Origin of the sequence: Streptomyces sp. UW30, from assembly GCF_008042075.1 — a bacterium.
In the GTDB taxonomy this organism is placed as follows: Bacteria; Actinomycetota; Actinomycetes; order Streptomycetales; family Streptomycetaceae; genus Streptomyces.
This window is the reverse complement of record NZ_RDBN01000053.1, coordinates 421,310-443,373: the sequence shown is the minus strand read 5'-3', so window position 1 is coordinate 443,373 and position 22,064 is coordinate 421,310. Positions and strand designations below refer to the sequence as shown.

Below are 22,064 nucleotides of genomic sequence, written 5' to 3'. Positions count from 1 at the left end.
CCTGATGGTGGCGGGGGTTCACACGGTGGGGACGGTGCCGCCGTCGATGACGTGCTCGGCGCCGACGATGGCGCGGGCGCGGTCGGAGGCGAGGAAGGCGATGAGTTCGGCGACTTCCTCGGGGCCGTTGGGACGGCCCAGTGGGATGCCGCCGAGGGAGTCCATGAGCTGTTTCAGCGCCGCCTCGTGGGCGATGCCGGCGTTCTCGGCGATGCGGGCGACGAGCTCGTCAGCCGCGGTGGTCCGGACGAAACCGGGGGCGACGGTGTTGACGCGGACGCCGTGCGGGGCGACCTCGTTGGCCAGGCCCTTGCTGTAGGTGGTCAGGGCGGCCTTGGCGGCGGCGTAGGCGAGAGTGCCGTTCCACAGCGGCATGCGGCGCTGGATCGAGGAGACGTGGATGATGACGCCCCGGCCGGCCTCGATCATGCCGGGCAGCAGGCCGCGGTCCAGGCGGACGGCGGCGAGGAGGTTGACGTTGAGCTCCATGGCCCAGTCGTCCTCTTCGAGGACCGCGTATCCGCCCGAGGGCGCCTGAGAACCGCCCAGATTGTTGACCAGGATGTCGATTCCGCCCACGCGACGGAGGGCTTCCTCGACCACCGTGGCGGCCCCCTCGGGGGTGCCCAGGTCCGCGATGATCATGTCCGGTGCCGCGACGTCGTCGGGGCGGCTGCGGGCGGTCACCAGCACGGTGGCACCGGCGTGGGCCAGGCGTCGGGCGACGGCCGCGCCGACCCCCTTCGTGCCACCGGTGACCAGGGCGCGCCGACCCTTCAGGGATTCGCTGATTGCTCTGACGGGGGTGGTCATGGCGAGTTCCGTTCCCGGCTGCTGGCAGGCGTGAGCGCCGCACCCGTCGTTACTGCTAAAATAGAAGCTATTAACTTCGACTTTAGCAGTAACTCTCCGGAGGTGGTCAACCTTGGCAAGCCGCATCAGGGCAGAAGACCTCGAATGCCCGCTGTCCACGACGGTGCAGCACGTCGGCGAATGGTGGACGCTGCTGATCCTCCACGACGCCTTCGACGGCTACACCCGCTTCGACCAGTTCCAGGAGAACCTGGGCATCTCCACCAGCATGCTCACCGCACGCCTGAAAACCCTGGTCGCCGACGGCCTGCTGGAACGCCGCCCCTACCAGACGAGCCCGGTCCGCCATGAGTACGTCCTGACCGACCTGGGCCGCTCCCTGCGCCCGGTGATCGTCACACTCGCCGCATGGGGCAACTCCCGCCTCACCCCCGAACAGCGCAGCATGATCCTGGTCGACACCGGCAGCGGCGAAGAGGTCGAACCCGTGGTCGTCGACGCCAGGACCGGCCGCCGCCTCGACGACAGCCGGGCCTACGTGTTCACGGCCGGCCCGGCTGCCGGCGAAGCCATGCGCGCCCGCTACACCCGAACCACGTCAACGACACCACCGAGTCACCCGCACACCGACGCCGCCGCCCGCTGAAGCCCCCTCAGGTGCAGGACGTCCAGCTGATGTTCGTACGCCGACCGGGCGCCCGCGACGTACAGCCGCGGCTCGCACGACGGCGACGTCCGTAGCCGCTGCGTGTCCTTCAGGGCGGTCAGCAGCTCGGTGGTGATGCGGTCGAGTATCGGGCGGACCTCCTTGACCAGGTCGGGACGCTCGGTGGGCCGCTCCTCGGGGTGCGCGTCCCAGCGTGCGTACAGGCCGCGCTGCACCAGCTTGTTCGCCTCGATCTGGTCCCGGAACACGGCCCGTACTGCCTCCGGGTCCAGCCCGAGCCCGGTCGCCCGTGCGGCGACATCGTCCAGGATCTGCTGCTCGCGCACCGGGTCGTCGATCGGCTTGTCGGTGCCGTACTTGGCGGCGGCCACCTTGTCGGCGACCAGCAGCCGCTCCGCGAACAGGTCGGTCAGCGGAGTGAGTCCGTGGGCGGCGACGGGGGCGACGGAGCCCGCCGGCAGGGGAGTCGAGGTGTGGGCGGCGGCCGGTGCGATGCCGGTGAGGGACACGGCCGCGGCGGCGCAGACGGCGACCAGGGCGGACCGGAGACGTCGGGAGTGCACGGGGGTTCCTTCCGTGGGGGGGGGGCGGTCGTACAGCAACGTACAGACGCGCACATCCTCACCGCGTCCCGACCCATTGACCTTCCCTTACGCGTGAGTAAGTTGACTCTTCAGTAAGTCCGATGGGCACCGGGAGCCGACATGGGCGTACGCAAGGACCTGAAGCGGGCGAAGCAGCGCACCGACCTGATGGATCGCACCAAGGTCGAGATCACCAAGGACGACGACGGTGTGGTCCGCGAGGCCCGCACCCCACCCCTCGCAGCGCCGCCCACCACCGGAAGCATCGCCGACCTCCCCTTCACCAACGCGGCCGAGGACCCCACCGCGGTCGTCCTGCGCCGCCAACGGCAGGGCGCCTGGCAGCCGGTGACCGCCACCGCCTTCGCCCGCGAAGTCACCGCCGTCGCCAACGGGTTGATCGCCGCCGGTCTCGAACCCGGCGGCCGTGTGGCCGTGATGTCCCGCACCCGCTACGAGTGGACGGTCCTGGACTTCGCCATCTGGGCCGCCGGCGGCCAGAGCGTCCCCGTCTACGCCACGTCCTCCGCCGACCAGGTCGAGTGGATCGTCCGCGACTCGGGCGCCCGCCACGTCGTCACGGAGACGAAGGAGAACACCGAGACGGTCACGACCGGCACGGCCGGACACGAACAGCCGCCGGATGTATGGCAGTTGGAGGGCGACGACGCCCTCGGCGCCCTCACCGCCCTCGGCCGGCACCTCCCCGACGACGAGGTCGCGAAGCGCCGTGCGGCCCTCACCCCCGACACCATCGCGACCCTCTGCTACACCTCCGGCACCACCGGCAAACCGAAGGGCTGCGTCCTCACCCACGCCAACCTGCACGCCGAGGCCGCCAACACGGTCGAGCTGCTGCACCCGATCTTCAAGGAGGTCACCCGCCAGACCGCCTCGACCCTCCTCTTCCTCCCGCTCGCCCACATCCTCGGCCGCAGCCTCCAGATCGCCTGCCTGATGGCCCGTATCGAGATCGGCCACTGCCCGAGCATCAAGCCCGACGAACTCCGCCCGGCGCTCAGGGAGTTCCGCCCCACCTTCCTCGTCGGCGTCCCGTACCTCTTCGAGAAGATCCACGACACCGGCCGCGCGACCGCCGAGAAGATGGGCCGCGCCGCCTCCTTCGACCGCGCCGACCGCATCGCCGTCCGCTTCGGCGAGGCCTACCTGCACAAGTTCCTCGGCACCGGCAAAGGTCCCGGCCTCGGCCTCTACGCCGCCTGGGCCCTGTACGACCTGCTGGTCTACCGCCGCGTCCGCAAGGAACTCGGCGGCCGCATGAGCTACGCCATCAGCGGCGGCTCCCCGCTCGACCGCAACCTCAACCTGTTCTTCTACGCCGCCGGCATCCTCGTCTACGAGGGCTACGGCCTGACCGAGACGACGGCCGCCGCCACCATCGTCCCGCCCCTGAAGCCGCGCCCCGGCACTGTCGGCCGGCCCGTCCCCGGCACCGCCGTCCGCATCGCCGACGACGGCGAGGTCCTCATCAAGGGCGGCATCGTCTTCGGCTCGTACTGGAACAACCCCGCCGCCACCGACGCCGTACTCCAGGGCGACTGGTTCGCCACCGGCGACCTCGGCGCCCTCGACGAGGACGGCTACCTCACCATCACCGGCCGCAAGAAGGACATCCTCGTCACCTCCGGCGGCAAGAACGTCTCCCCGGCCGTCCTGGAGGACCGCCTGCGCAGCCGCTCACCGATCGGACAGTGCCTCGTCGTCGGCGACAACCGCCCCTTCATCGGCGCCCTGATCACCCTCGACCCGGACGCGGTGGCCCACTGGCTCGCCGTGCGCAAGATGCCCGCCGACACCCCGCTGTCCGAGGTGATCCAGGACCCCCGCATGCGTGCGGACGTCCAAAGGGCCGTCGACTACACCAACGAGGCCGTCTCGCGGGCCGAGTCGATCCGATCGTTCGTCCTGGTCGAGGGCGAGTTCAACGAGGACAACGGCATGCTCACCCCGTCCCTGAAGGTCAAACGGCACGCGGTGACGAAGGCGTACGCGGACGAGATCGAGACGCTGTACGGCAACTGAGACATGGCAACTGAGAGCCCGTTCGGCCGCACTCCAATGGTGCGGCCGACGCGGATATGACTACGTATCACTCAGTGAGAGGAGCGCACCGAGCAGCGCACCAAGGAGGACGTATGGCCCCTGACCGTCGCCGGTCCGCCCGCAGAGGGCCGGCGTTCCTCACCGTCGCGGTGGTCGCCGCGGCGGCCCTCGCCCCCGGCCCGGCATTCGGGGYGTCGGCCCCCGCCCCGTCCCCGCCACCCCGGGGCGGCGCGCACTCCCCGCAGGGCGTGCCCGCGCGCAGCCCTGCGTTCGGCGCGTACCTGCACTACGGCCCCACCGGGGTGAGGCGCATGCAGGAGCTCGCCCGCTGGCTCGGCGGCCAGGAGCCGCGCGTGGGGCACACGTATCTGCCGGGGGACCTGTGGCACAACATCGAGGGCGCGCACGGCTTCCTCGACAGCTGGGCCAAGTGGCGGCGCGCCAAGTCCGACCGGATGCTCGTGCTCAACGTGCCGATGATGGAACGCAACGAGGCGAACCTCCCCGACGCCTCCGTCCGCAAGCTGCTGCGGCGCGCCGCGGCCGGCGCGTTCGACGAGCACTTCGAGGTGCTGGCCGAGCGGCTGGTCGACCTGGGTGTGCCGGACACGGTCATCGTGCTCGGCTGGGAGATGAACGGCATCACCTACACCCACCGCTGCGGCCCCGACCCGGACAGCTGGAAGCGGTACTGGCGGCGCATCGTCGACGTGATGCGCTCGGTCGACGGGCAGCGGTTCAAGTTCGACTTCGCCCCGAGCCGGGGCATGGACGCGATCCCCTGGCCCGAGTGCTACCCCGGCGACGACGTCGTCGACATCATCGGCATGGACGCCTACGACCAGCCGCAGGGACTCGGCTTCGACGAGCAGGTCGCCGAGCCCTACGGCCTGCGGCACCACGTGGACTTCGCACGCAAGCACGGCAAGCCGATCTCGTATCCCGAGTGGGGCCTGTTCCGCAACGGCGACAACATCACGTACATGCTGCGCATGCTGGCCTGGATGGACGAGCACAAGCCGCTGTACAACACCATCACCGACTACTGCCCGCACGGCGTGTGGCTGTGCTCCGACAACCCCCGTGCCTCCGCCCTGTACCGCGTGCTGCTGTCCTCCACTCCCGTCCTGCCGGACCCGAAACCCGGGCCCGCGGTCGACGCGCCGACCCCGCCCCAGGCCGCCGCCAGGCCGGACCCGAAACCGGCGTCGACGCCCACGGCCCGGCCCTCCAAGCTGCCGCGGTGCACGCCGGTCGACCTGGACGAGTGGCTGAAGCACCAGGCCGGCGGCAAGCTCACCGTGTGTCTGGAGTGGGGGGAGCGCCAGCGGCGCTAGCGGAGCCGGAGGGGGCACGCAGGAGCTTCTTGGCCCGGCGCCGGGCGGCGTCCTCGGCGACGGCGGCCGCCAGCAGCGGGAGCGTGTGCCGCCGGGCCAGCAGGAAGCGCTGGTTGACGGCCGTCTCGGGACACCAGCGGTACTTGTACGGCTCGTCGCCGCGCAGCAGGCTCAGCGTCCGCATCTGGCCCGGCACCCGGGTCCCGGCGGACGCCAGATGCCCGGTGGCCGCGTGCAGCAGCATCGTCGCCACGTCCACCTTGCGCTCCCGCAGCTGCGGGTGGAAGCCGTACATGTACATCCCCGCCAACGTCCCCGACAGCAGCGTGATGTTGACCGCCACCACCGAGCCTTCGAGCACGAACTCCGTCGTCGCCGCCTCCCCGGTCCGGGCCAGCGGGACCGCCGCCCGGACCAGGTGCTCCAGGAACCGTGGCCGCAGATGCTCCGCCGAGACCCGTCTGCCCTCCCACTGCAGCCGGTGCAGTTCGAGGAGTCGGCGCACCGCGGCCTCGGTCTCGTCGTGGGGTACGACGCGCCACTCCAGGCCGAGCCGGCCGAGCTGGTTCACCTTGCTGCGGATGCGCCGGGCGCGCCCCACCGGCAGCCGCCCGACCAACTGGTCCATGGGCACGGCCGGCAGGTCCAGGCACACCGAGTCGCTGGTGCGGTGCCGCGGGCCGCGCCAGCAGAGGTAGACCCGCTCCATCGCGCCGCCCGGCCGTACCTCGCCGAAGTCGACGAGAGCGGTGCGGGCGAGCCCGGCCAGGCCGTCCGCCAGCGCCGCGGCACCGGGAGCGCCCACCTCCTCGTCGAGGAGCACATCGCAGAAGTCGGTGATGGCGCCGCCGATCGGCACCAGTGCCGGCAGCGGCCGGCGCACCCGCATCAGCGGTGCCGCGGCCACCAGTTCACCGCCCCGGCGCACCAGGACGAGCCGCAGCGCGCCCGCTCTGCCGTACGACAGCCACCACGAGTGCAGCCAGGCGTGGCTCTGGAACGGCGTCGCCGACGGGCACGCCCGGTACAGGCGCTCCCAGTCCTCGGCCAGAGCGGCGAAGGTGTGCCCGTCGGTGCACACCTCCACCGACAGCGCGCCGCCCGACGCGGTCATCCACGCGTCCCGTGGGCGTCGGCGGCGTTGGCCGGGCCGGGTACCGATGCCCGGCCCGTGTCGTCGTCTTCCTCGGTCCGCCGCGGCCGGGCCAGCAGCGCGAGGCCGCCCAGCAGACCTCCGGCGCTCGCGCCCACGAGCCCGGTCAGCGCCGGGGACGCGGACGACGGCTCGGTGGGCCGCGCGGCACGCGACAGGCGCTCCAGCTTGATGCCGGTGTCGTCCTTGGTGTGGTCGGCCTGGGTGAGCAGCGCCCGGGACACGGCGTTGGCGATGTCCACCGCCTCACCCGGGTCCGGCGAGGTCGCCGAGACCGCGACCATCGGCGCGTCCGGCGACGTCGCGACGTCCACACTCTCGCGCAGCGTCGACACCGGCACACCCGCCCACACCTGTGCGTCGCCGAGCACCGCGAGCTGCTTGGCCACCCGGCCGTACGCCTGCGCGAAGCCGAGCGCGTCGGTGCAGTCGGCGTCGGTCCGGCCGTTGGGCACGGCGACGACGGAACTCGTCGCCGTGAACTGCGGCGGCCTCAGCTGGCCGTAGGCGCCACCGGCCACCGCACCGATCAGCGCACCGGCCGGCAGCCACCACCACAAGGGCAGCCGCCGCATGCGCGCACGGTCGAACAGCGGGTCACGCCCAGCGGGGTTGTCTGTCATGAGGAACTCACTTCCAGGTTCGAACCGGACAGAGCGGCCGTGTACAGATCCATCAGCTGCCGTGCGGTGGCCGCGATGTCGTAGCGGCGTACGGCGTCCGGGGCGCTGCGCTCGCCCGGTCCCGCCGCCCGCAGCCGCAGCACCTCGCGCGCGTACGCCCCGGCGCCGCCCGTGACCCGGCGGGCACCGGGCGCCGCGCCCGGCGACAGGTCCTCGACGGCGGGGCAGCTCGCGTACAGCACGGGCAACCCGGCCGCCAGCGCCTCCACCACGGCCAGCCCGAAGGACTCCTCCGGCGACGGCGAGGCGAGCACGTCCATCGCGGACAGCAGGGCGATCAGGTCGGGCGCTTCGTCGGTGGGGTCCGGCAGACACGGCCGCTCGCCCGTCAGCAGCACCCGGTTCGCGACCCCCAGGTCCCGCGCGGTGCGCCGCAGCACCTCTTCTTCGGGCCCGCCGCCGACCAGCAACAGCCATACGTCGCCGGGCAGCAGGGCCAGCGCCCGCAGCAGCAGGTCGAAGCGCTTGCCCGGCGTCAGGCGCCCCACCCCGCCGACGACGTACGCGCCCTCGGGCAGCCCGAGGAACGCCCGGGCCTCCTTGCGGCGCGCCGCGTCGTAGCGGAAGCGGGGTGCGTCGATGCCGTTCGGGATGACGCGGATGCGCTGCCCGGGCACGCCCCAGTGCCGCAGCCGTTCGGCCACCGTCGGCGAGACGGCCACCGTGGCCTGGCCGAGCCGCTCGCCGGCCAGATACAGCCCGCGTACGCCCACGTTGTGCGCCCGGCCCTCCAGCCCGCCGGCGCCGATGGAGTGCTCGGTGGCCACGACGGTGCGAACTCCCGCGAGCCGCGCCGCGATCCGGCCGTAGAGACAGGCCCGGTACAGATGCGTGTGCACCAGGTCGTAGCCGCCGTCGCGGATCAGCCGGGTGAGGCGGGGGAGGGCACCCAGGTCGCGGTTGCCGTTCATGCCGAGGTGGGTGACGTGCACACCGTCGGCGGTCAGGCCCGCGGCGACCGGGCCGGGGTTGGTGAGGGTCACCACGTCGCACTGCGCGGGCAGGTGACGCAGCAGCAGGCGCAGCTGCTGTTCGGCGCCGCCGACGCCGAGGCCGGTGATGACGTGGAGGGCCTTCACACGGCCTCCAGTGCGCGTCCGCAGACCCGGGCCAGGCGCCGCTTCAGCTCCAGCCGCATCGAGGTGTCCGCCTCGCCGATGTGGATGCGAGGCAGCGCGAGGTCGCCGGAGCCGGCCGGGCCGGGCTTGATCGCGCAGGCGTAGCGGTAGCCGGCGCGGCGTACGGCGTCCACGGCCCGCTCGTCGAGATGGCCGTACGGGTAGCAGAAGCCCTCGACGTCGTCGCCGGTGATCCGGGCGAGCTGGTGCCTGCTGTCGGTGACCTCGGCGTCCAGTTCCTCGTCGTGGGCCCCGGTCAGATCGATGTGGTGCAGCCCGTGCGAGGCGATCTCCATGCCCGCGTCCGCGGCGAAGCGGACGCCGTCCGCGTCGAGCAGGGCCTTGCGCGGGCCGATCAGCTCCCAGGAGTTCTCGCCGTCGAGCAGCCCCGCCAGCACGAACACGGTCGCCGTGAAACCCCAGCGGTGCAGCACGGGCAGGGCGGTGGTGACGAAGTCGGTGTACCCGTCGTCGAAGGTGAGGCCCACCAGGCCGCGCTCCTGACCGTGGGCGCGCGCCGCGAGCAGCTCGCGGACGCTCACCCCGCGCAGTCCGCGCGCGGCCAGCCAGGCGAACTGCCGCTCCAGGCGCCCGGGGGTGACGGTGATGTCGTACGGGTCGTCCGGGCAGTTCGAGACGGAGTGGTACATGGCCACCCAGGCGGCGGGCGGCCGCTTCGGGCGTCCCTGCGGGACCGGGGCGGGAAGGGGTTCGGCCGCGGGTGGCGCGGCCGTGATGTCAGCGACCATGGCGAAGCTTTCGTGTGACGGAGCTACGGACGGAATGCGCGACGGGAAGCAGGAGGGAGCGGGCGCCGGCCGCGTCGAGGACCCAGGCCAGCAGGACGAAGACGGCGGTCACGGCCAGACAGCAGGCGGCGACGCAGGCCGCGGGCGAGTCGAACTGCCGCGCGCACCACAGCCCGGCCACGGTGGCGCAGACGGCCGCGCGCACCGGCCGGGACAGTTCGGCGACGACGAGGCGAACGCGCACGGGCACGGTGCGCGGCCCGAGCCCCAGCAGCAGGAGCAGCGCGGTGAGGGTGATACCGGCCGCGTTGGCCGCGGCGATGCCGCGCGCGCCCCAGGGGTCCACGGCCCACAGGCCGATCCCGGCGGTCGCGAGCGCGCCCGCGCCCATCGCGGCCAGCGGGAACCAGGTGGTGCGGCCCGTCGAGAAGTACGACCGCACGAGCGCCCCCACCAGCGTCTGACCCAGCAGGCCGAGCGCGTACACCCGCATGACGGCGGCGGTGGCGGCGGTGTCCTGCGCGGTGAACGCACCGCGCTGGAACAGCAGTTGGACGATCTGCGGGGCGCCGGCGACGACCACCGCGGTGCCGAGCAGGACGAGGCAGGCCATCAGCGCCAGGTCCCGCTCGACCCGCTCACCGGCCCGCCGTGTGTCGCCCTCGGCGATGGCCCGCGCCACCACCGGGAAGGTGACGACGCACACCATCATCGACAGCGACATCGGCAACTGGGCAACCTTCTGGGCGTAGTTGAGGTGCGAGATCGCCCCGGCGGGCAGCCCGGCCGCGAGGAACCGCTCGATGAGGACCTGCGACTGCCGGCACAGGGCGAACAGCAGCACCGCGCAGACCAGCCCGAGCGCGACCGTCCGGCCACCGTCTCCCTCGTACGGGGACGCCGGCGCCGGCGCCGCCCCCTCGGGCCGCCGGGCGATGCGCCGCCACAGCGACGGCGCCTGTACGGCCGCCATGAGGCATCCGCCGAGCGCGACACCGAGAGCGGCGGCCCGTACGCCCCAGCGCGCGCCGAGGGCGAACATCGTGGTGATGATCGCGATGTTGTACGCGATGTAGATGGCGCCGGGGGCGAGATAGCTGCGGTGGGCCCGAAGCGCCGCGCTGGAGTAGCCGGCCAGCCCGAAGCTCAGCACGCAGGTCGCGGTGAGCCGGGTGCAGGACACGGCCAGGGACGGGTCGGACAGGCCCGGCGCGAGGAGGGAGACCAGCTGCGGCGCCCCGGCCGCGAGCAGGGCCGCCGTACCGGCGAGGGCCAGGCACAGCCGCGGCAGCGAGGCGGCTACCAGGGCCCGCACGGGGTCGGGGGCGCCGGGTCCGTGCGCCGCCCGGCGGGCCAGCGCCAGGCTGAACGCCGGCACCAGCACGAACGCCATGCCGTCCTCGATCAGCAGCGTCGACGCCATCTCCGGCACCGTCCAGGCCACCAGGAACGCGTCGCTCTGCGCACCCGCACCGAAGAGATGCGCCAGCACCTGATCCCGCCCGAGCCCGAGCACCGCCCCGGCCATCGACAGCGCGGCGGACAACAGGGTCGCCCGAGCGAGGAAGCGTCGGGTGGCAGCGCTGGGGCGGTGCTCGGGCTCGGGCGGGATCAGGTGCTGGCGCATCTCTTCGGTGCGGGTGACGGGCGAGCGGCCGTGTCTGCCGGACCCCACCGACGAAGCGCCCGACCTGATCGCCCTGCTGTCCGCGATGGACGTGCTCGCCTCGCCGTCGCCGGAGACAGATGGACGACGGGTGTCCGTGGCACGCGGGCGGCCGAAGCCGACCGTGCGACCTGCGCCGAGGCCCGCCGTGCGGGGGGTCTTGAACTCGGAGACGCGAGCGGGGTGTTCGCCGGTCGGGTGGGGGGCTTCCGGGTCGGTCGCGTGGTCGGGGCGGTCCCCGGGRGGGGGCGCGGGGTTCACGGTGGTCGTGAAGTCGGCGAGGGCCCCGACCGGGCGCGGGCRGCCCACCCGGGCTCTCGTGCCTGTCGGGTGCGGGGTGCTCACGTGGGCCGGGGGCGTGGCGTCGGCGCCGTCGGCCCTGAAGCCGACGGTCGCGGCGAGGGCGTCCCCGGGTGGGGGCGCGGGGTTCACGGTGGTCGTGAAGRCGGCGAGGGCCCCGACCGGGCGCGGGCTGCCCACCCGGGCTCTCGTGCCRGTCGGGTGCGGGGTGCTCACGTGGGCCGGGGGCGTGGCGTCGGCGCCGTCGGCCCTGAAGCCGACGGTCGCGGCGAGGGCGTCCCCGGGCGTCGCCGGGCCGGGACTCATCGTGCGCCCGATTCCGTGGCCGGGGCCGTCACCGGGGCGCTCGGTTCGTTGTGCGCCAGCCCCCACCACGCGGCCATGCCGAGGCAGACGGCCGTCAGGACCGTGGAGGGTCCGCCGATGTCGGAGTACAGGAAGTTGACGAGCTGCCACAGCAGCAGCCCGCAGACCGGCACCGCGCACTCCCGGGCGAGCCCGCCGCTGCGCCGCAGCCGGCGCACCGCGCACACCAGCAGCGCCAGCCAGCTGCCCGCGACCGTGACCAGGCCCAACATGCCCTGCTCGCTCAGCAGCAGCAGATACATGTTGTGCGGGGAGAGCAGGGGCTGGCGCCGGTAGGCCTGGCCCGCTCCCTCCGTGTCGCTGCCCGACGACAGCGCGAGCGAGGCATGGCCGTCCCGGTACGCCGGAAACGCCTTCAGGCCCACGCCGGTCACCGGGTGCTCGCGCCACATGCCGGCCGCCGCGGCCCACATGGTGTAGCGGTCGATGACCGACTGGTCCGGCGCGTCGGTGACCTGGGTGATGCTGGTCAGCCGCTCCTGCAACGCGCTCGCGCCCACGCCGAGCCCGCCGACCAGCACCACCGAGGCCGCGACAGCCGCCGCGAACACCTTCGCCGCCCGCCGCACTCCCGCCATCAGCAACTGCGCCCCGCAGGCCAGGGCCGTCGCGATCCAGGCGCCCCGGCTGAAGGACAGCGCGAGCGGCACCAGCAGGACCAGCACGCATCCGGTCGCCAGGATCCGCTGCCGCCGCTGCGGCGCCCCGAGCGCGAGCCCGGTCGCGGCCACCGCCCCGAGGGCGACGACCGTGGCCATGCCCATCACGTCGGACGGCCCGAAGGTGCCCACGGCCCGGATGAAGGCCCCTTGATACGAGGCTCCGGTCCCGGTGAGGTACTGCTTCACGCCGATCGCGCCCTGCCACAGCGCGAGTCCGACCAGGGACCACAGCAGCAGCCGCGCCCCTCGCCGGTCGCGCACCAGCAGCATCACCGCGACCGGGATGAGCACGAACACCTGGAGATAGCGGGCCAGTCCGGTGATCGCGTCGGAGGCGGTCACCGCACCCGCCGCGGCGACCGCGATGCCCACCACGGGCAGCCCGAACACCACCGCCGCGGTCCGCGTCAGAGGCCGCCGCGCCCGCAGCACGGTGTCGACGAGCGCCCACAGCACGACGAGCCCCGAGGCGGCGTCGGCGGGAGTCGCGGAACTGCCCGGCACGACCGGCAGCCCCAGCAGGACGACGACCGCGACGACCGGCAGCACGGACAGGACGGGCCGCACGGAGCGGACCCGGCGCCGCGCCGACGGCGACATCCTGGCCGCCGGCCGGGGAGGGGCTGCCGTATCAGTGCTCACCGGTCCTCAGCTCCCCGTCGGCCGGACGAACTGGGCCGCCGTGCGCAGCAGGATGCAGACGTCCTGCCACAGCGACCAGTTGTCGATGTAGGCGTTGTCGTAGCGGCACCGGTCCTCGATCGAGGTGTCGCCGCGCAGCCCCTGGATCTGGGCCAGCCCGGTGATCCCGGTCCGCATCCGGTGGCGGGCCGGATAGCCGGGGTGGGCCTGGCTGAACTCGGCGACGAAATAGGGCCGTTCGGGCCGGGGCCCGACCAGGCTCATGTCGCCGCGGAAGACGTTCCACAGCTGGAGCAGCTCGTCCAGCGAGGTGCGGCGCAGGAAGTGGCAGAAGCGGCTCATGTCCTGCTCGTTCGCCACGCTCCAGCGGGTCGCCGCCTCGTGCGCGCTGGCCGGCCGGTGGGTGCGCAGCTTCAGCATCGTGAACGGCCGCCCGTCCTTGCCGACCCGCTCCTGCCGGAACACCACGCCCGGCCCGTCCGTGACCCGCAGCACGAGCGCGCACACCAGCAGCACCGGCGCGGCCAGCACCAGCAGCGCCCCGGAGAGCACCACGTCGAGCGCCCGCTTGCCCGCGCTGCCGCGGCGCCGCCCGCCCTCCGGCCGCAGCAACCGGCGCGAGAACCCGGCCAGATGCCCCGACTCCGGGCGGTGCCCGGCCAAGCCGTACGACGGCGGATCCGCGTCCAGCTCCCACAGCGCGCAGCCGTGCGCGGCCAGCGCCCGCAGCACCGCGGCCTTCTCCACCCGGGTGGCGGCCCCCACCACGAGGACCGTGCCCACCCCGTTCTGGATGAGAGCGCGTCGCGCCTCCAGCGCGGTGGTGAGCACCGGCAGCCCGAGCTCGTCGTCGGCTTCACCGAGGACCTCCGGGTCGTCGGCGACGATCCCCACCGGCCGTACCTCGCAGTCCGGTTGGCGCAGCAGCGCCGCCGACACCCGGCGGGCCGCCGCGAGGGGGCCGACCACCAGGGCCGGACAGGGCCGGCGGCGCAGCGCCCGGCGCCGCAGCCCGTGCACCGCCGTGCGGCCGGCGCAGGCCGCCGCGCAGTGCACGGCGACCGCGGCGGCCAGCAGGGCCGGCGGGAGCGACCGCAGCGGAGAGAGCGCCGCGACGACGGCCCAGCCGACGGCGATCCGGCCGCAGACGGCGGGCAGTTCGTCGAGCACGCCGGTCGCCGCGGAGGTGTCGTACAGGGAGGCACGCCGGTTCAGCCACAGCACACCGAGCCCCAGCAGGGCGACGACCAGCGGGTACCTGTGCGGCGCGGGCAGGGCCAGGGCGCCCAGCAGGGCCGCGCCGCCGTCGACGAGGCACAGCGACGTCCGGGAGGCCCGCCTTGCGCGGGAGGTCCGGTGCGGACGGCGCGGTCCCCGCCCGGCGGTCCCCCGGCGTCCGGCGGCCTGGCCGCGCGGGGCGAGGACGGAGACGGCGCCCTGGGGCACCCGCTGCGGCCCCGCCGGCGAGGCAACGGTACTTTCCGCGGTCATGTGGGGATGCACTTCCTGCCCTCGTTGGGTCCGGCGGCCTGCGCGCAGGAGACGCCGAGCAGCTCGCGGTAGACGTCGGTCACTGCGTCCGTGGCCCGCTGCAGATCGTGGGCGTGGAGCACATGCGAGCGGCCCCGCGCGCCCAGCGCCGAGCGCAGCGGCTCGTCGCACAGCAGCGCCGTGAGCGCCCGCGCCAGCGCCCCGGGGTCCTCCGACGGCACCAGGCAGTCCGGCCGATGTGCGGGCGGAAGGCTCTCGGCCGCCCCGTCCACGTCCGTGACGACGACCGGCCGGGCACACGCCATGGCCTCCAGCGGGGCGAGCGCCATGCCCTCCCAGCGCGACGGCAGGACCACGACATCGGCGGCCCGGTACCAGGCGGCGGTGTCCGGCGTCCCGCCGGCGAACTCCACCGACGCAGGCGCGGCCGCGCGCAGCCGCGCCGCGTCCGGGCCGTCACCGACCATCACCAGCCGGGCCCCGGCCACCTGCCGCACCACCTCGGGCCAGGCCCGCAGGAGCACGTCCTGCCCCTTCTGGCGGCACAGCCGGCCCACGCACACCACGAGCGGACCCGCCCCGGACCGTGCGCTGTCCCCCTCCGGCCGGAACCGGTCGGTGTCGACACCGTTGGGGACCACCCGCCACCGGGCGGTGATGCCGGCCCGGTAGCCGGTACGCCGCTCGGCCTCGCTCACGCACAGCACCCGCGCCGCCCAGCGCGCGCCGAACCGCTCCCAGGCCAGCGCCAGCCGCGCGGCGGCTCCGTCGGCGGCCTCGAACGACCAGGCGTGCGGCTGGAAGACGGTGGGCAGGGCGCCGCGCACCGCGAGCCGGGCCGCGAGTCCGGCCTTCGCGCTGTGCGCGTGCACCAGGTCCGGCCGCACGTCGTGCACCAGCCGCGCCAACCGCCGTACCTCGCCCGGGAGCCGGTGCCCCGGTGAGCGGGTCGCGTCCCAGCGCAGGACCCGGCAGCCCAGCGCGCGTACGTCGTACGCCAGCGTGCCGCCTCTCGGACAGGCCACGGTCACCCGCAGCCCCGCCGCGAGTTGCGCCGCGGCCAGGTCCGTCACGACCCGTGCGACACCCCCCTCGACGGGCTGGGCGACATGCAGGATGTGCGGCGCGATGCGCATGACCGAAGCTGCCCTTCCGAAGAAATGAGTCCGAACCAGTAACACGATGTGTGGCTCGCGTTCCCGATATAAGATCCCGCGCCTGTTCGAGAGGGTCTGTGCTTCAACCGGCTTCGTGGGTTCAGCAGATAAGCAGCACCAGCCACTTATCCATATTTATCTTCTATCCGGTCAACAGTGTTGGAGCGGCGGCGTTTTCCGAGTTGTTTCCCGCGTGGGACCACCCATTCGGAGTCGCCATCCGGTGTGTTTTTACGAACGGCCACCCGATCGGCAGGGGCTTGGTCTGTTCGGAGTGCGACCGGTTGCGGGCGCGCCGTGGCGGTTTAACGGTGATCGCACGATCCGAAACTCGCACTAGGGGAACTCAATGCCGTCACCGACCACCCGACACCTCACCACTTCGGCCCTGTGCGCGGCCCTCTTCCTGGGCACGGCCGCCCCCGCGCTCGCGGCCCCGCCCGACTCCGGCCGCGCCGACACCCGCGCCGCGTCCCGGGCCGCCGTCCCGGCGCGCCCCGCGCTCCAGGACCAGGCCCATGTGCTGGCCGGCCTCGGCACCGTACTGACCCCGGTGACCCGCCTGCTGGACAGCGCCCTCGACGACGACGACCCGCTCACCGCGGCGGAGGCGAAGGAGCTCACCGAAGCCGCCAAGGAAGCTGTCGCCCAGGCCAGGAAGGAGGTCGAGCAGGCCCGCAAGGAGGCCGAACAGGCCAGGAAGGACGCCCTCGCCGAGGCCAAGAAGGAGGTCGACGCGGCCATGAAGGAGGCCGAGGAGCTCAGGAAGGAGGCGCTCGCCGAGGCCGAGGCGGCGACCGAGGAGGCAGTCGAGGCGGAGCCCGAGACCGCTGGGACCACGCCCGCCTCCACCCTGCCGGCGAACCTCACCGAGGACGCCCTCGGCGCCCTCGGCAAGACCCTCGACGCCCTGCTGGGCGTACTCACCTCCGGCCTGTCCCAAGACGTGGACACCAGCGCCGACAATGTGCTCCAGGCCCTGGTGAACGTCTCCGTCGCCACGCTCAAGGAGGCCGGTCTGCCCGCCGCGGAACTGTCCGGACTGCCCACCGGCTGATACCAGGACCAGTGCCTGAGGCGAAGCAGTCGCCGATCCTCGCGACCCGTTGTGCCGGCCGTTGTCGGTGCAACGGGTCTTTTCGTATGAGTTCCAGGAACTTGAGGCCGCGGAGTTTCCGAGCGGTGCCCCTCTCGTTAGCCCGGGAGAACGAGGACCGGATTTACCTGGAAAGGAACACGATGAATAACCTGAAGGCTGCTGCCGTTGTCGCCGGCTCCCTTGCCATTGCCGGCGCCGCTGTTCCCGCATCCGCGGTGGACATGTCGGGGCACGGCCTCGTCGACAACGGTAAGACGGTCACCCGTAGTCTCCCCACCGCCGCCAAGGTGCCGACCGGCTACGTGGGCAACAACGTGAAGCGCACGGCGGACAAGGTGAAGACGGGTGTGAAGGAGTCGGGCGTGGTGAAGACCCCCGTCTTCGGTGGCACGCTGCCCAACCCCGTCGACGGCCAGCTGCTCGGCGGACTTCCGCTCAACAGGTGAGTTCGCCGCCCGTCGGCTCGATGCCCGGGGCCGGCTCCGAACCCTCGGAGCCGGCCCTTCGGCATGTCCGACCCCGATGATGTGACGGAGTGTGATTTTCGACGGCCGTATTGGGCCGAACGGACGACTCAGGGTGACCGCGGGCGGGGTGGCGGCGTTGGTCCCTGTGAATGGGCGCTCTTTCCTCCTTGCCGGCGCCTCTCGAAATGACTGTGGGCCCTGTCCGCTCTTTGATGCGGACAGGGCCCACAGCTTTGCCGGGGCACGTGGTGGGCGAAACGCCGATGGCGGTCCACCGGGGTTCCGGCGGACCGCCATCGGGCGAAGCACTGCTCAGAAGATGAGGCCGCCGAAGTGCAGCGAGCCCCGCCCCTGCTCGATCTTGGCGGTGTTGCAGGCGGCGTACTTCGAGTTCGGGGCCACGGTGCCGGCGAGGACGGCGCCGTTGGACCACGGGGCGAGGCAACGCGCGTCGAGGACGGCACCGTTGACGACGGCGATGCCCTGCTGCGGTTCGTTGACGACGACCGGGGACGCCGAGAAGCCGCTACCGCCCTTGACGGTGGTGGTGTCGGTGTCGGCCGCGGCGGAGCCACCGGTCGCGAGAACGATGCCCGCGGCGATGGCGGAGATGGCCGTAACCTTGTTACGCATGAGTTGAGCCTTTCCGGGCTGCGTTTGGGTGATTCGCCTGATCCGAATCGCTCGGAGCAGGGGTCAGAAGAGCAGGCCGCCCTTGTAGACCTCGCCGTGCCCCTGCTCGACCTTGGCGGTGTTGCAGGCGGCGTACTTCGAGTTCGGGGCCACGGTGCCGCCGAGGACGGCGCCGTTCGACCACGGCACGGCGCAGCGCAGGTCGACGACGGTGCCGTTGACGATCGCGATTCCCTGCTGCGGTGCGTTCACGACGACCGGGGACGCCGAGAAGCCGCTACCACCCTTGACGGTGGTGGTGTTGGTGTCGGCCGTTGCGGTGCCCCCGGCCGCGAGGGCGATGCCTGCCGCGAGGGCGGAGATGGCCGTAACCTTCTTAAGCATGAGTTGCGCCTTTCCGGGTGGCGTTTGGTGATTCGCCTGATCCGAATAGCTCGGAGCAGGGGTCAGAAGAGCAGGCCGCCCGCGTGGACGGCGTTCCGCCCCTGCTCGACCTGGGCCGTGTTGCAGGCGGCGTACTTCGAGTTCGGCGCGGCTACGCCGCCGAGGACGGATCCGTTGGACCACGGGGCGAGGCATCGACCGTCGACGAGGGTGCCGTTGACGACGAGAACGCCTTGCTGAGGGGCGTTCACAACGACCGGGGACGCCGAGAAGCCGTCGCCGCCCTTGACGGTCGTGGTGGTGCCGCTGGTGCTGTTGCCGCCGTTGCCGTAGCCACCGGCGGAGGCGATGCCTGCGGTGCTGACGACGGTGCTGAGGGCGAGGGCCGTGATGACCGCGAACTTCTTGGGCAACTCGGTTCCTTCCTGAATTCACGGTTGCGCACGCTTACGAAAAGGAAACCCCTATATGCGTGCATAAGTCACGGTGCGAACATTCAAACCTGGGCAGATTCCATCGGATGGCGCAACGCCAGGTGCCGTACGGCGGATCCGGCTTTACGTCCATTCCCCGGGAAGGCCCTTGGAAATGTCCGGCCGGTCGGGCGAATGGATTCCGGGCGGCCTGGGCGCAGACATGCGTCCGGCCCACAGGCGAGGGGAGGGCCGGTGGGCCGGACAGTTGGTTCACGGGTGCCGGTGGGCTCGTGGGCCCGCCGTGAGCGGAGCTGGAACTGCGGGTCCGGATCCAGCGTCCGGGCCTGCCGACGGTCTTCCGGCAGCCGAGAACCGGATCAGAGTCTCGGAATTCCGGGGCCGGCTTTCACCGGTACGGCCGACTCGTAAGGGTGCCGGGGCGTCACTTGTTGGGGAGCAGGGTGCCGAGTCCGGCCGAGGTCGGCGCCTTCAGCGGGCGGACCTGCACGGAGCCGCTGCCGGCCGGGTTCTTCACCGGAATAGTGGGCTGCCTCACGGCGTCCGGGTCCATGCCGTCCAGGTAGATGCCGGACATCGGCTGCTCCGGGCTCTTCTTGTCGAACGCGCTGCCCTTGGCGATCCCTCCGTCCCTGGCCAGCCCCGCCACGACATCCGCGGCCGGCACGACGGCCGGGCTCACCTTGGTCGGGGACATGAGCCCGAGCGGGCTGGTGGAGAGCCCCGAACCGCCGCCGATGGCCGATGCCGCCGCGGCGGAACCACCCACAAGACCCGCACCGATCGCCAACGCCGCAGTGGTGAAAACTGCCTTCTTCATGATTCACCTCGCTTGAAAGTACCTCTGATCCAACGGTTGGAGAACATAGCAGTCCATCAGCACTGCAAAAGCGACGCGTTACTCCATACGCATGAAAGTCGCAGGAGTGAAGAATGCAATGCGCAGAGGCATTCGGAGGGATTGGCAGCTGGTCCGCGAATCAATTCATCCTATGGTGCTTCCGGTTCGGCCGGGCCGCATGCATGATCGGGAATATGAAATTCAGTGACCTCCTCGACATGATCACCGGCGGGGACAAATTCACGCCGCCGCGGACCCCTGTCGGATCGCTGGTCTGGGCGGAGGAGTTCGACGCACCCATCGCCTGGGGAGCCAGATGGGTCGGCGACCGGACCAGCGCCTTCCGCTACTGCGATCACAACCCGGACGACAACAAACTCGACTGGCTCGACCCCGGCTGTGTGACCGTCTCGGACGGCGTGGCCACCTTCACCGCCACCCCGGACGGCCGCACCCTGGAGAACGGCCGGCAGGCCTGGCGCACCGGGCTGCTCACCACCGAGTACTCCGACGAGGGCTTTCAGGTGCGGACCGGCGACCTCGTCGAGACCCGCGTCCGGCTGCCCTCCGGGACGGGGGCCTGGCCGGCGCTGTGGACCTGGAAGGACGGGCAGAACGAGGTCGACAGCTTCGAGTACCACCCGGACAACCCGCACCTGCTGGAGCTGTCCAACCACGTCAACTGCGCGGTGAACTACTTCACCGACGACCACGCGGTCGCCCCGGGCCGGTGGGTGACCATCGGCACCCGCTACGGCGAGCGATGCGTCGAGTGGTACGTCAACGGCGAGTGCGTCTTCTCCGACGGCACCGGCGTCGGCCGCGACTGGTCGGCGTATCTGATCCTGAACCTGTCGCTGAGCGCCGGCGAGCACCACCCGGCGCCCTGCGGCCCGGACCCGATCACCTTCGACGTCGACTACGTCCGCGTCCATCGCTGACCGCACGGCCGGGATCCCCCGTTCGGGCGGCGGGCCCGCCTGCTGTCGGCCGGTCGGGTGAGAGCGCGCCGAAGGGTCCTTCTGGCCGTCGATAAGGTCGCGCGGTGGTCCCTAACTCACGTGCCGGTGCCAGCCGGGCGTTCGCCCTGCTCCTGGTGGTCTGCGGGGCGGCCGGGCTGCTGGCCTCCTGGGTCATCACCCTCGACAAGTTCAAGCTCCTGGAGGACCCCGACTTCACCCCGGGCTGCAGCCTGAACCCCGTGGTGTCCTGCGGCAGCGTGATGGAGAGCGACCAGGCCGAGGCGTTCGGGTTCCCCAACCCGATGCTCGGCCTGGTGGCCTACGGCATCGTGATCTGCGTCGGCGTGAGCCTGCTGGCCGGGGCCACCTTCCCGCGCTGGTACTGGCTGACCTTCGCGGTGGGCTGCCTGTTCGGGGTCGGGTTCGTCTCCTGGCTCCAGTTCGAGTCCCTGTACCGGATCAACGCCCTGTGCCTGTGGTGCTGTCTGGCCTGGCTCGGGACGATCCCGCTGTTCTGGTACGTGACGTCGCTGATCGTGCGCGTCGGCTTCCTGCCCGCGCCGCGCCCCGTGCGGGCCTTCCTCGACGAGTTCACCTGGGTGCTTCCGGTGCTGCACATCGGCATCGTCGGCATGCTGATCCTGACCCGGTGGTGGGACTTCTGGACAAGCTGAGCATTGCTGCACCCGGGTTGACACGGCCGTGCCAACGCCTGGGTGGTGACGGCTCGGGCGCCCTGAACTGCTACTCGTACGAACACCGAACCGTACGAGGAGTGAGCGATGACCGTCAGCGCAGGTGGGGTTTCGGTGGGTGGGGTCCAGGGCGAGGACGCCCCCGTGGGCAGTGAACCCCGGGGGTGGACGCGGCGGGAGGCGGCGCGGATGCTGCTCGGCTCCTGCGCCCTGGCGCTCGCCCCCGTCATCACCGCCTCCCGGCCCTCGAGGTCCGCCGACCGGCCACCCGGCGCCGGCGCCGACGGTCCCTTCGACGAGACCTATCGGGGCCGCCGTATCCAGGGCGTTCCGGTGTCCCACGGCGGCCTCAGCGCTCTCGACGTCGCCTGGCACGTCACCGTGGACGGCAAGCCGCTGCACCTGATGCGCCGGGCCGACGGCACCTGGCTGAGCATGGTCGACCACTACAGCTGGTACGGGACCCCGCTGGAGGCGACCCGCGCGGCTGTCGACGAACTCGGGCCTCGCGAGCGGCTGCGCGATCTGGCCCCCGGGCCGTTCGGCGGCGGGCATCCGCACAGGGAGGCAGAACATGGTGTACGTGCGTAAGAACGTGAGCAAGCTGTCGCGTGCCGAGCGGCGGCGGTTCGTCGAGGCGTTGCTGGAGATCAAGCGGCGGGGCGAGTACGACGAGTTCGTACGGCTGCACATCGCGCACTTCGTCGGGGACGGCGACCGGGGCCTGCGCGCCGCGCACATGACGCCCTCCTTCCTGCCCTGGCACCGCAGGTTCCTGCTGGACCTGGAGGAGGCGCTGCGCCGTGTCGACTCCTCCGTGACGGTGCCGTACTGGGACTGGACCCGGGACCGCAGGACCACCTCGCTGCCGTGGACCGACGAACTGCTCGGCGGCAACGGGCGGCCCGGTGACCGGCGGGTGATGACCGGGCCGTTCGCCTACTCCACCGGCAACTGGACCATCAGGGCAGCCGTCACCGAGGGCGAGTTCCTCACTCGGGACCTGGGCCGCTCCCGCAGCCCGCGCGTACTGCCTGAACAGGTCGTAGGCGACGCCCAGTTCCCCGTCGTCCGCCGCGCTCACCACGCCCTGCTCC

Annotated in this window: 23 protein-coding genes; 9 read left to right on the top strand and 14 right to left on the bottom strand. The window is 72.2% G+C overall.

Translation table 11 applies throughout. The features are described 5' to 3' along the window. Positions 1-18 precede the first annotated feature (18 nt). Positions 19-813, bottom strand: a complete 795-nt coding sequence (locus tag EAO75_RS36185; RefSeq protein WP_147999364.1) for an SDR family oxidoreductase — start codon at positions 811-813, stop codon at positions 19-21. Positions 814-925: 112 nt separating this feature from the next. On the opposite strand from EAO75_RS36185, the gene EAO75_RS36180 reads away from it, so the two are divergent. After that, positions 926-1,459, top strand: coding sequence for a winged helix-turn-helix transcriptional regulator (locus EAO75_RS36180; RefSeq protein ID WP_187284729.1), 534 nt, complete (start codon positions 926-928; stop codon positions 1,457-1,459). On the opposite strand, the gene EAO75_RS36175 is transcribed toward EAO75_RS36180, so the two are convergent. Next, positions 1,429-2,043 (bottom strand): chorismate mutase, encoded by a 615-nt coding sequence (locus EAO75_RS36175; RefSeq protein WP_147999363.1) that lies wholly within the window; start codon positions 2,041-2,043, stop codon positions 1,429-1,431. The genes EAO75_RS36180 and EAO75_RS36175 overlap by 31 nt on opposite strands. A gap of 141 nt (positions 2,044-2,184) precedes the next feature. Here EAO75_RS36175 and EAO75_RS36170 point away from each other — a divergent pair, with 141 nt between their 5' ends. After that, a complete protein-coding gene (locus tag EAO75_RS36170; RefSeq protein WP_147999362.1) occupies positions 2,185-4,107 on the top strand; it encodes an AMP-dependent synthetase/ligase in 1,923 nt (640 codons plus the stop codon). Between the two features lie 113 nt (positions 4,108-4,220). After that, on the top strand, positions 4,221-5,465 hold the full coding sequence (locus EAO75_RS36165) for a glycoside hydrolase family 26 protein (RefSeq protein ID WP_147999361.1): 1,245 nt from the start codon (positions 4,221-4,223) through the stop codon (positions 5,463-5,465). Here the strand turns inward: EAO75_RS36165 and EAO75_RS36160 are convergent. From EAO75_RS36160 to EAO75_RS36125, 8 genes are all read right to left on the bottom strand, one after another. Beyond that, positions 5,425-6,579 (bottom strand): GNAT family N-acetyltransferase, encoded by a 1,155-nt coding sequence (locus EAO75_RS36160; protein ID WP_147999360.1) that lies wholly within the window; start codon positions 6,577-6,579, stop codon positions 5,425-5,427. The genes EAO75_RS36165 and EAO75_RS36160 overlap by 41 nt on opposite strands. Beyond that, complete coding sequence (locus EAO75_RS36155) at positions 6,576-7,241, bottom strand: lipopolysaccharide biosynthesis protein (protein WP_147999359.1); 666 nt, start codon at positions 7,239-7,241, stop codon at positions 6,576-6,578. The genes EAO75_RS36160 and EAO75_RS36155 overlap by 4 nt, the downstream gene beginning before the upstream one ends. Next, complete coding sequence (locus tag EAO75_RS36150; RefSeq protein ID WP_147999358.1) at positions 7,238-8,380, bottom strand: glycosyltransferase; 1,143 nt, start codon at positions 8,378-8,380, stop codon at positions 7,238-7,240. The genes EAO75_RS36155 and EAO75_RS36150 overlap by 4 nt, the downstream gene beginning before the upstream one ends. Then, positions 8,377-9,168 (bottom strand): polysaccharide deacetylase family protein, encoded by a 792-nt coding sequence (locus EAO75_RS36145; RefSeq protein ID WP_147999357.1) that lies wholly within the window; start codon positions 9,166-9,168, stop codon positions 8,377-8,379. The genes EAO75_RS36150 and EAO75_RS36145 overlap by 4 nt, the downstream gene beginning before the upstream one ends. Beyond that, complete coding sequence (gene murJ / locus EAO75_RS36140; protein ID WP_147999356.1) at positions 9,158-10,795, bottom strand: murein biosynthesis integral membrane protein MurJ; 1,638 nt, start codon at positions 10,793-10,795, stop codon at positions 9,158-9,160. Before murJ ends, EAO75_RS36145 begins: the two co-directional genes overlap by 11 nt. A gap of 641 nt (positions 10,796-11,436) precedes the next feature. Next, a complete protein-coding gene (locus EAO75_RS36135; RefSeq protein WP_148000486.1) occupies positions 11,437-12,762 on the bottom strand; it encodes an O-antigen ligase family protein in 1,326 nt (441 codons plus the stop codon). Between the two features lie 48 nt (positions 12,763-12,810). After that, a complete protein-coding gene (locus EAO75_RS36130) occupies positions 12,811-14,295 on the bottom strand; it encodes an exopolysaccharide biosynthesis polyprenyl glycosylphosphotransferase (protein WP_147999355.1) in 1,485 nt (494 codons plus the stop codon). After that, the gene (locus EAO75_RS36125) at positions 14,292-15,431 is read right to left on the bottom strand and encodes a glycosyltransferase family 4 protein (protein ID WP_147999354.1); all 1,140 of its coding nucleotides are present in this window, start codon (positions 15,429-15,431) and stop codon (positions 14,292-14,294) included. The genes EAO75_RS36130 and EAO75_RS36125 overlap by 4 nt, the downstream gene beginning before the upstream one ends. Before the next feature lie 370 nt (positions 15,432-15,801). Here EAO75_RS36125 and EAO75_RS36120 point away from each other — a divergent pair, with 370 nt between their 5' ends. Further along, on the top strand, positions 15,802-16,509 hold the full coding sequence (locus EAO75_RS36120; protein WP_147999353.1) for a hypothetical protein: 708 nt from the start codon (positions 15,802-15,804) through the stop codon (positions 16,507-16,509). Between the two features lie 182 nt (positions 16,510-16,691). Beyond that, on the top strand, positions 16,692-16,997 hold the full coding sequence (locus EAO75_RS36115) for a hypothetical protein (RefSeq protein ID WP_147999352.1): 306 nt from the start codon (positions 16,692-16,694) through the stop codon (positions 16,995-16,997). Positions 16,998-17,330: 333 nt separating this feature from the next. Here the strand turns inward: EAO75_RS36115 and EAO75_RS36110 are convergent, their stop codons facing one another. The 4 genes from EAO75_RS36110 to EAO75_RS36095 all read right to left on the bottom strand — a co-directional run bounded on the left by EAO75_RS36110 (position 17,331) and on the right by EAO75_RS36095 (position 19,289). Beyond that, positions 17,331-17,651 carry a hypothetical protein gene (locus EAO75_RS36110; RefSeq protein WP_147999351.1) on the bottom strand — a complete coding sequence of 107 codons (321 nt, stop codon included), beginning with the start codon at positions 17,649-17,651 and terminating at the stop codon, positions 17,331-17,333. 63 nt (positions 17,652-17,714) lie between these two features. Then, the gene (locus EAO75_RS36105) at positions 17,715-18,035 is read right to left on the bottom strand and encodes a hypothetical protein (RefSeq protein ID WP_147999350.1); all 321 of its coding nucleotides are present in this window, start codon (positions 18,033-18,035) and stop codon (positions 17,715-17,717) included. 62 nt (positions 18,036-18,097) lie between these two features. Continuing rightward, entirely contained in the window at positions 18,098-18,448 is a 351-nt protein-coding gene (locus EAO75_RS36100) for a hypothetical protein (RefSeq protein ID WP_147999349.1), read from the bottom strand. Positions 18,449-18,893: 445 nt separating this feature from the next. Then, positions 18,894-19,289 carry a hypothetical protein gene (locus EAO75_RS36095; RefSeq protein WP_261989568.1) on the bottom strand — a complete coding sequence of 132 codons (396 nt, stop codon included), beginning with the start codon at positions 19,287-19,289 and terminating at the stop codon, positions 18,894-18,896. A 215-nt stretch (positions 19,290-19,504) separates the two neighbouring features. Here EAO75_RS36095 and EAO75_RS36090 point away from each other — a divergent pair, with 215 nt between their 5' ends. The 4 genes from EAO75_RS36090 to EAO75_RS36075 all read left to right on the top strand — a co-directional run. After that, positions 19,505-20,251 (top strand): beta-glucanase, encoded by a 747-nt coding sequence (locus EAO75_RS36090; RefSeq protein WP_315987610.1) that lies wholly within the window; start codon positions 19,505-19,507, stop codon positions 20,249-20,251. Between the two features lie 104 nt (positions 20,252-20,355). After that, positions 20,356-20,946: a vitamin K epoxide reductase family protein gene (locus EAO75_RS36085; protein WP_147999348.1), complete on the top strand. Its 591-nt coding sequence runs from the start codon at positions 20,356-20,358 to the stop codon at positions 20,944-20,946. 108 nt (positions 20,947-21,054) lie between these two features. After that, on the top strand, positions 21,055-21,558 hold the full coding sequence (locus EAO75_RS36080; RefSeq protein WP_147999347.1) for a tyrosinase cofactor: 504 nt from the start codon (positions 21,055-21,057) through the stop codon (positions 21,556-21,558). After that, positions 21,542-22,064, top strand: a 523-nt coding sequence (locus tag EAO75_RS36075) for a tyrosinase family protein (protein ID WP_187284728.1), incomplete at its 3' end; no start/stop codon positions are given. The genes EAO75_RS36080 and EAO75_RS36075, both read left to right, overlap by 17 nt.

Coding starts and splice junctions, on each gene's coding strand:
- EAO75_RS36185 (WP_147999364.1), bottom strand. CDS start 813: ATGACCACCCCCGTCAGAGCAATCAGCGAATCCCTGAAGGGTCGGCGC.
- EAO75_RS36170 (WP_147999362.1), top strand. CDS start 2,185: ATGGGCGTACGCAAGGACCTGAAGCGGGCGAAGCAGCGCACCGACCTG.
- EAO75_RS36160 (WP_147999360.1), bottom strand. CDS start 6,579: ATGACCGCGTCGGGCGGCGCGCTGTCGGTGGAGGTGTGCACCGACGGG.
- EAO75_RS36155 (WP_147999359.1), bottom strand. CDS start 7,241: ATGACAGACAACCCCGCTGGGCGTGACCCGCTGTTCGACCGTGCGCGC.
- EAO75_RS36145 (WP_147999357.1), bottom strand. CDS start 9,168: ATGGTCGCTGACATCACGGCCGCGCCACCCGCGGCCGAACCCCTTCCC.
- murJ (WP_147999356.1), bottom strand. CDS start 10,795: ATGCGCCAGCACCTGATCCCGCCCGAGCCCGAGCACCGCCCCAGCGCT.
- EAO75_RS36135 (WP_148000486.1), bottom strand. CDS start 12,762: ATGTCGCCGTCGGCGCGGCGCCGGGTCCGCTCCGTGCGGCCCGTCCTG.
- EAO75_RS36130 (WP_147999355.1), bottom strand. CDS start 14,295: ATGACCGCGGAAAGTACCGTTGCCTCGCCGGCGGGGCCGCAGCGGGTG.
- EAO75_RS36125 (WP_147999354.1), bottom strand. CDS start 15,431: ATGCGCATCGCGCCGCACATCCTGCATGTCGCCCAGCCCGTCGAGGGG.
- EAO75_RS36120 (WP_147999353.1), top strand. CDS start 15,802: ATGCCGTCACCGACCACCCGACACCTCACCACTTCGGCCCTGTGCGCG.
- EAO75_RS36115 (WP_147999352.1), top strand. CDS start 16,692: ATGAATAACCTGAAGGCTGCTGCCGTTGTCGCCGGCTCCCTTGCCATT.
- EAO75_RS36110 (WP_147999351.1), bottom strand. CDS start 17,651: ATGCGTAACAAGGTTACGGCCATCTCCGCCATCGCCGCGGGCATCGTT.
- EAO75_RS36105 (WP_147999350.1), bottom strand. CDS start 18,035: ATGCTTAAGAAGGTTACGGCCATCTCCGCCCTCGCGGCAGGCATCGCC.
- EAO75_RS36095 (WP_261989568.1), bottom strand. CDS start 19,289: ATGAAGAAGGCAGTTTTCACCACTGCGGCGTTGGCGATCGGTGCGGGT.
- EAO75_RS36090 (WP_315987610.1), top strand. CDS start 19,505: ATGAAATTCAGTGACCTCCTCGACATGATCACCGGCGGGGACAAATTC.
- EAO75_RS36080 (WP_147999347.1), top strand. CDS start 21,055: ATGACCGTCAGCGCAGGTGGGGTTTCGGTGGGTGGGGTCCAGGGCGAG.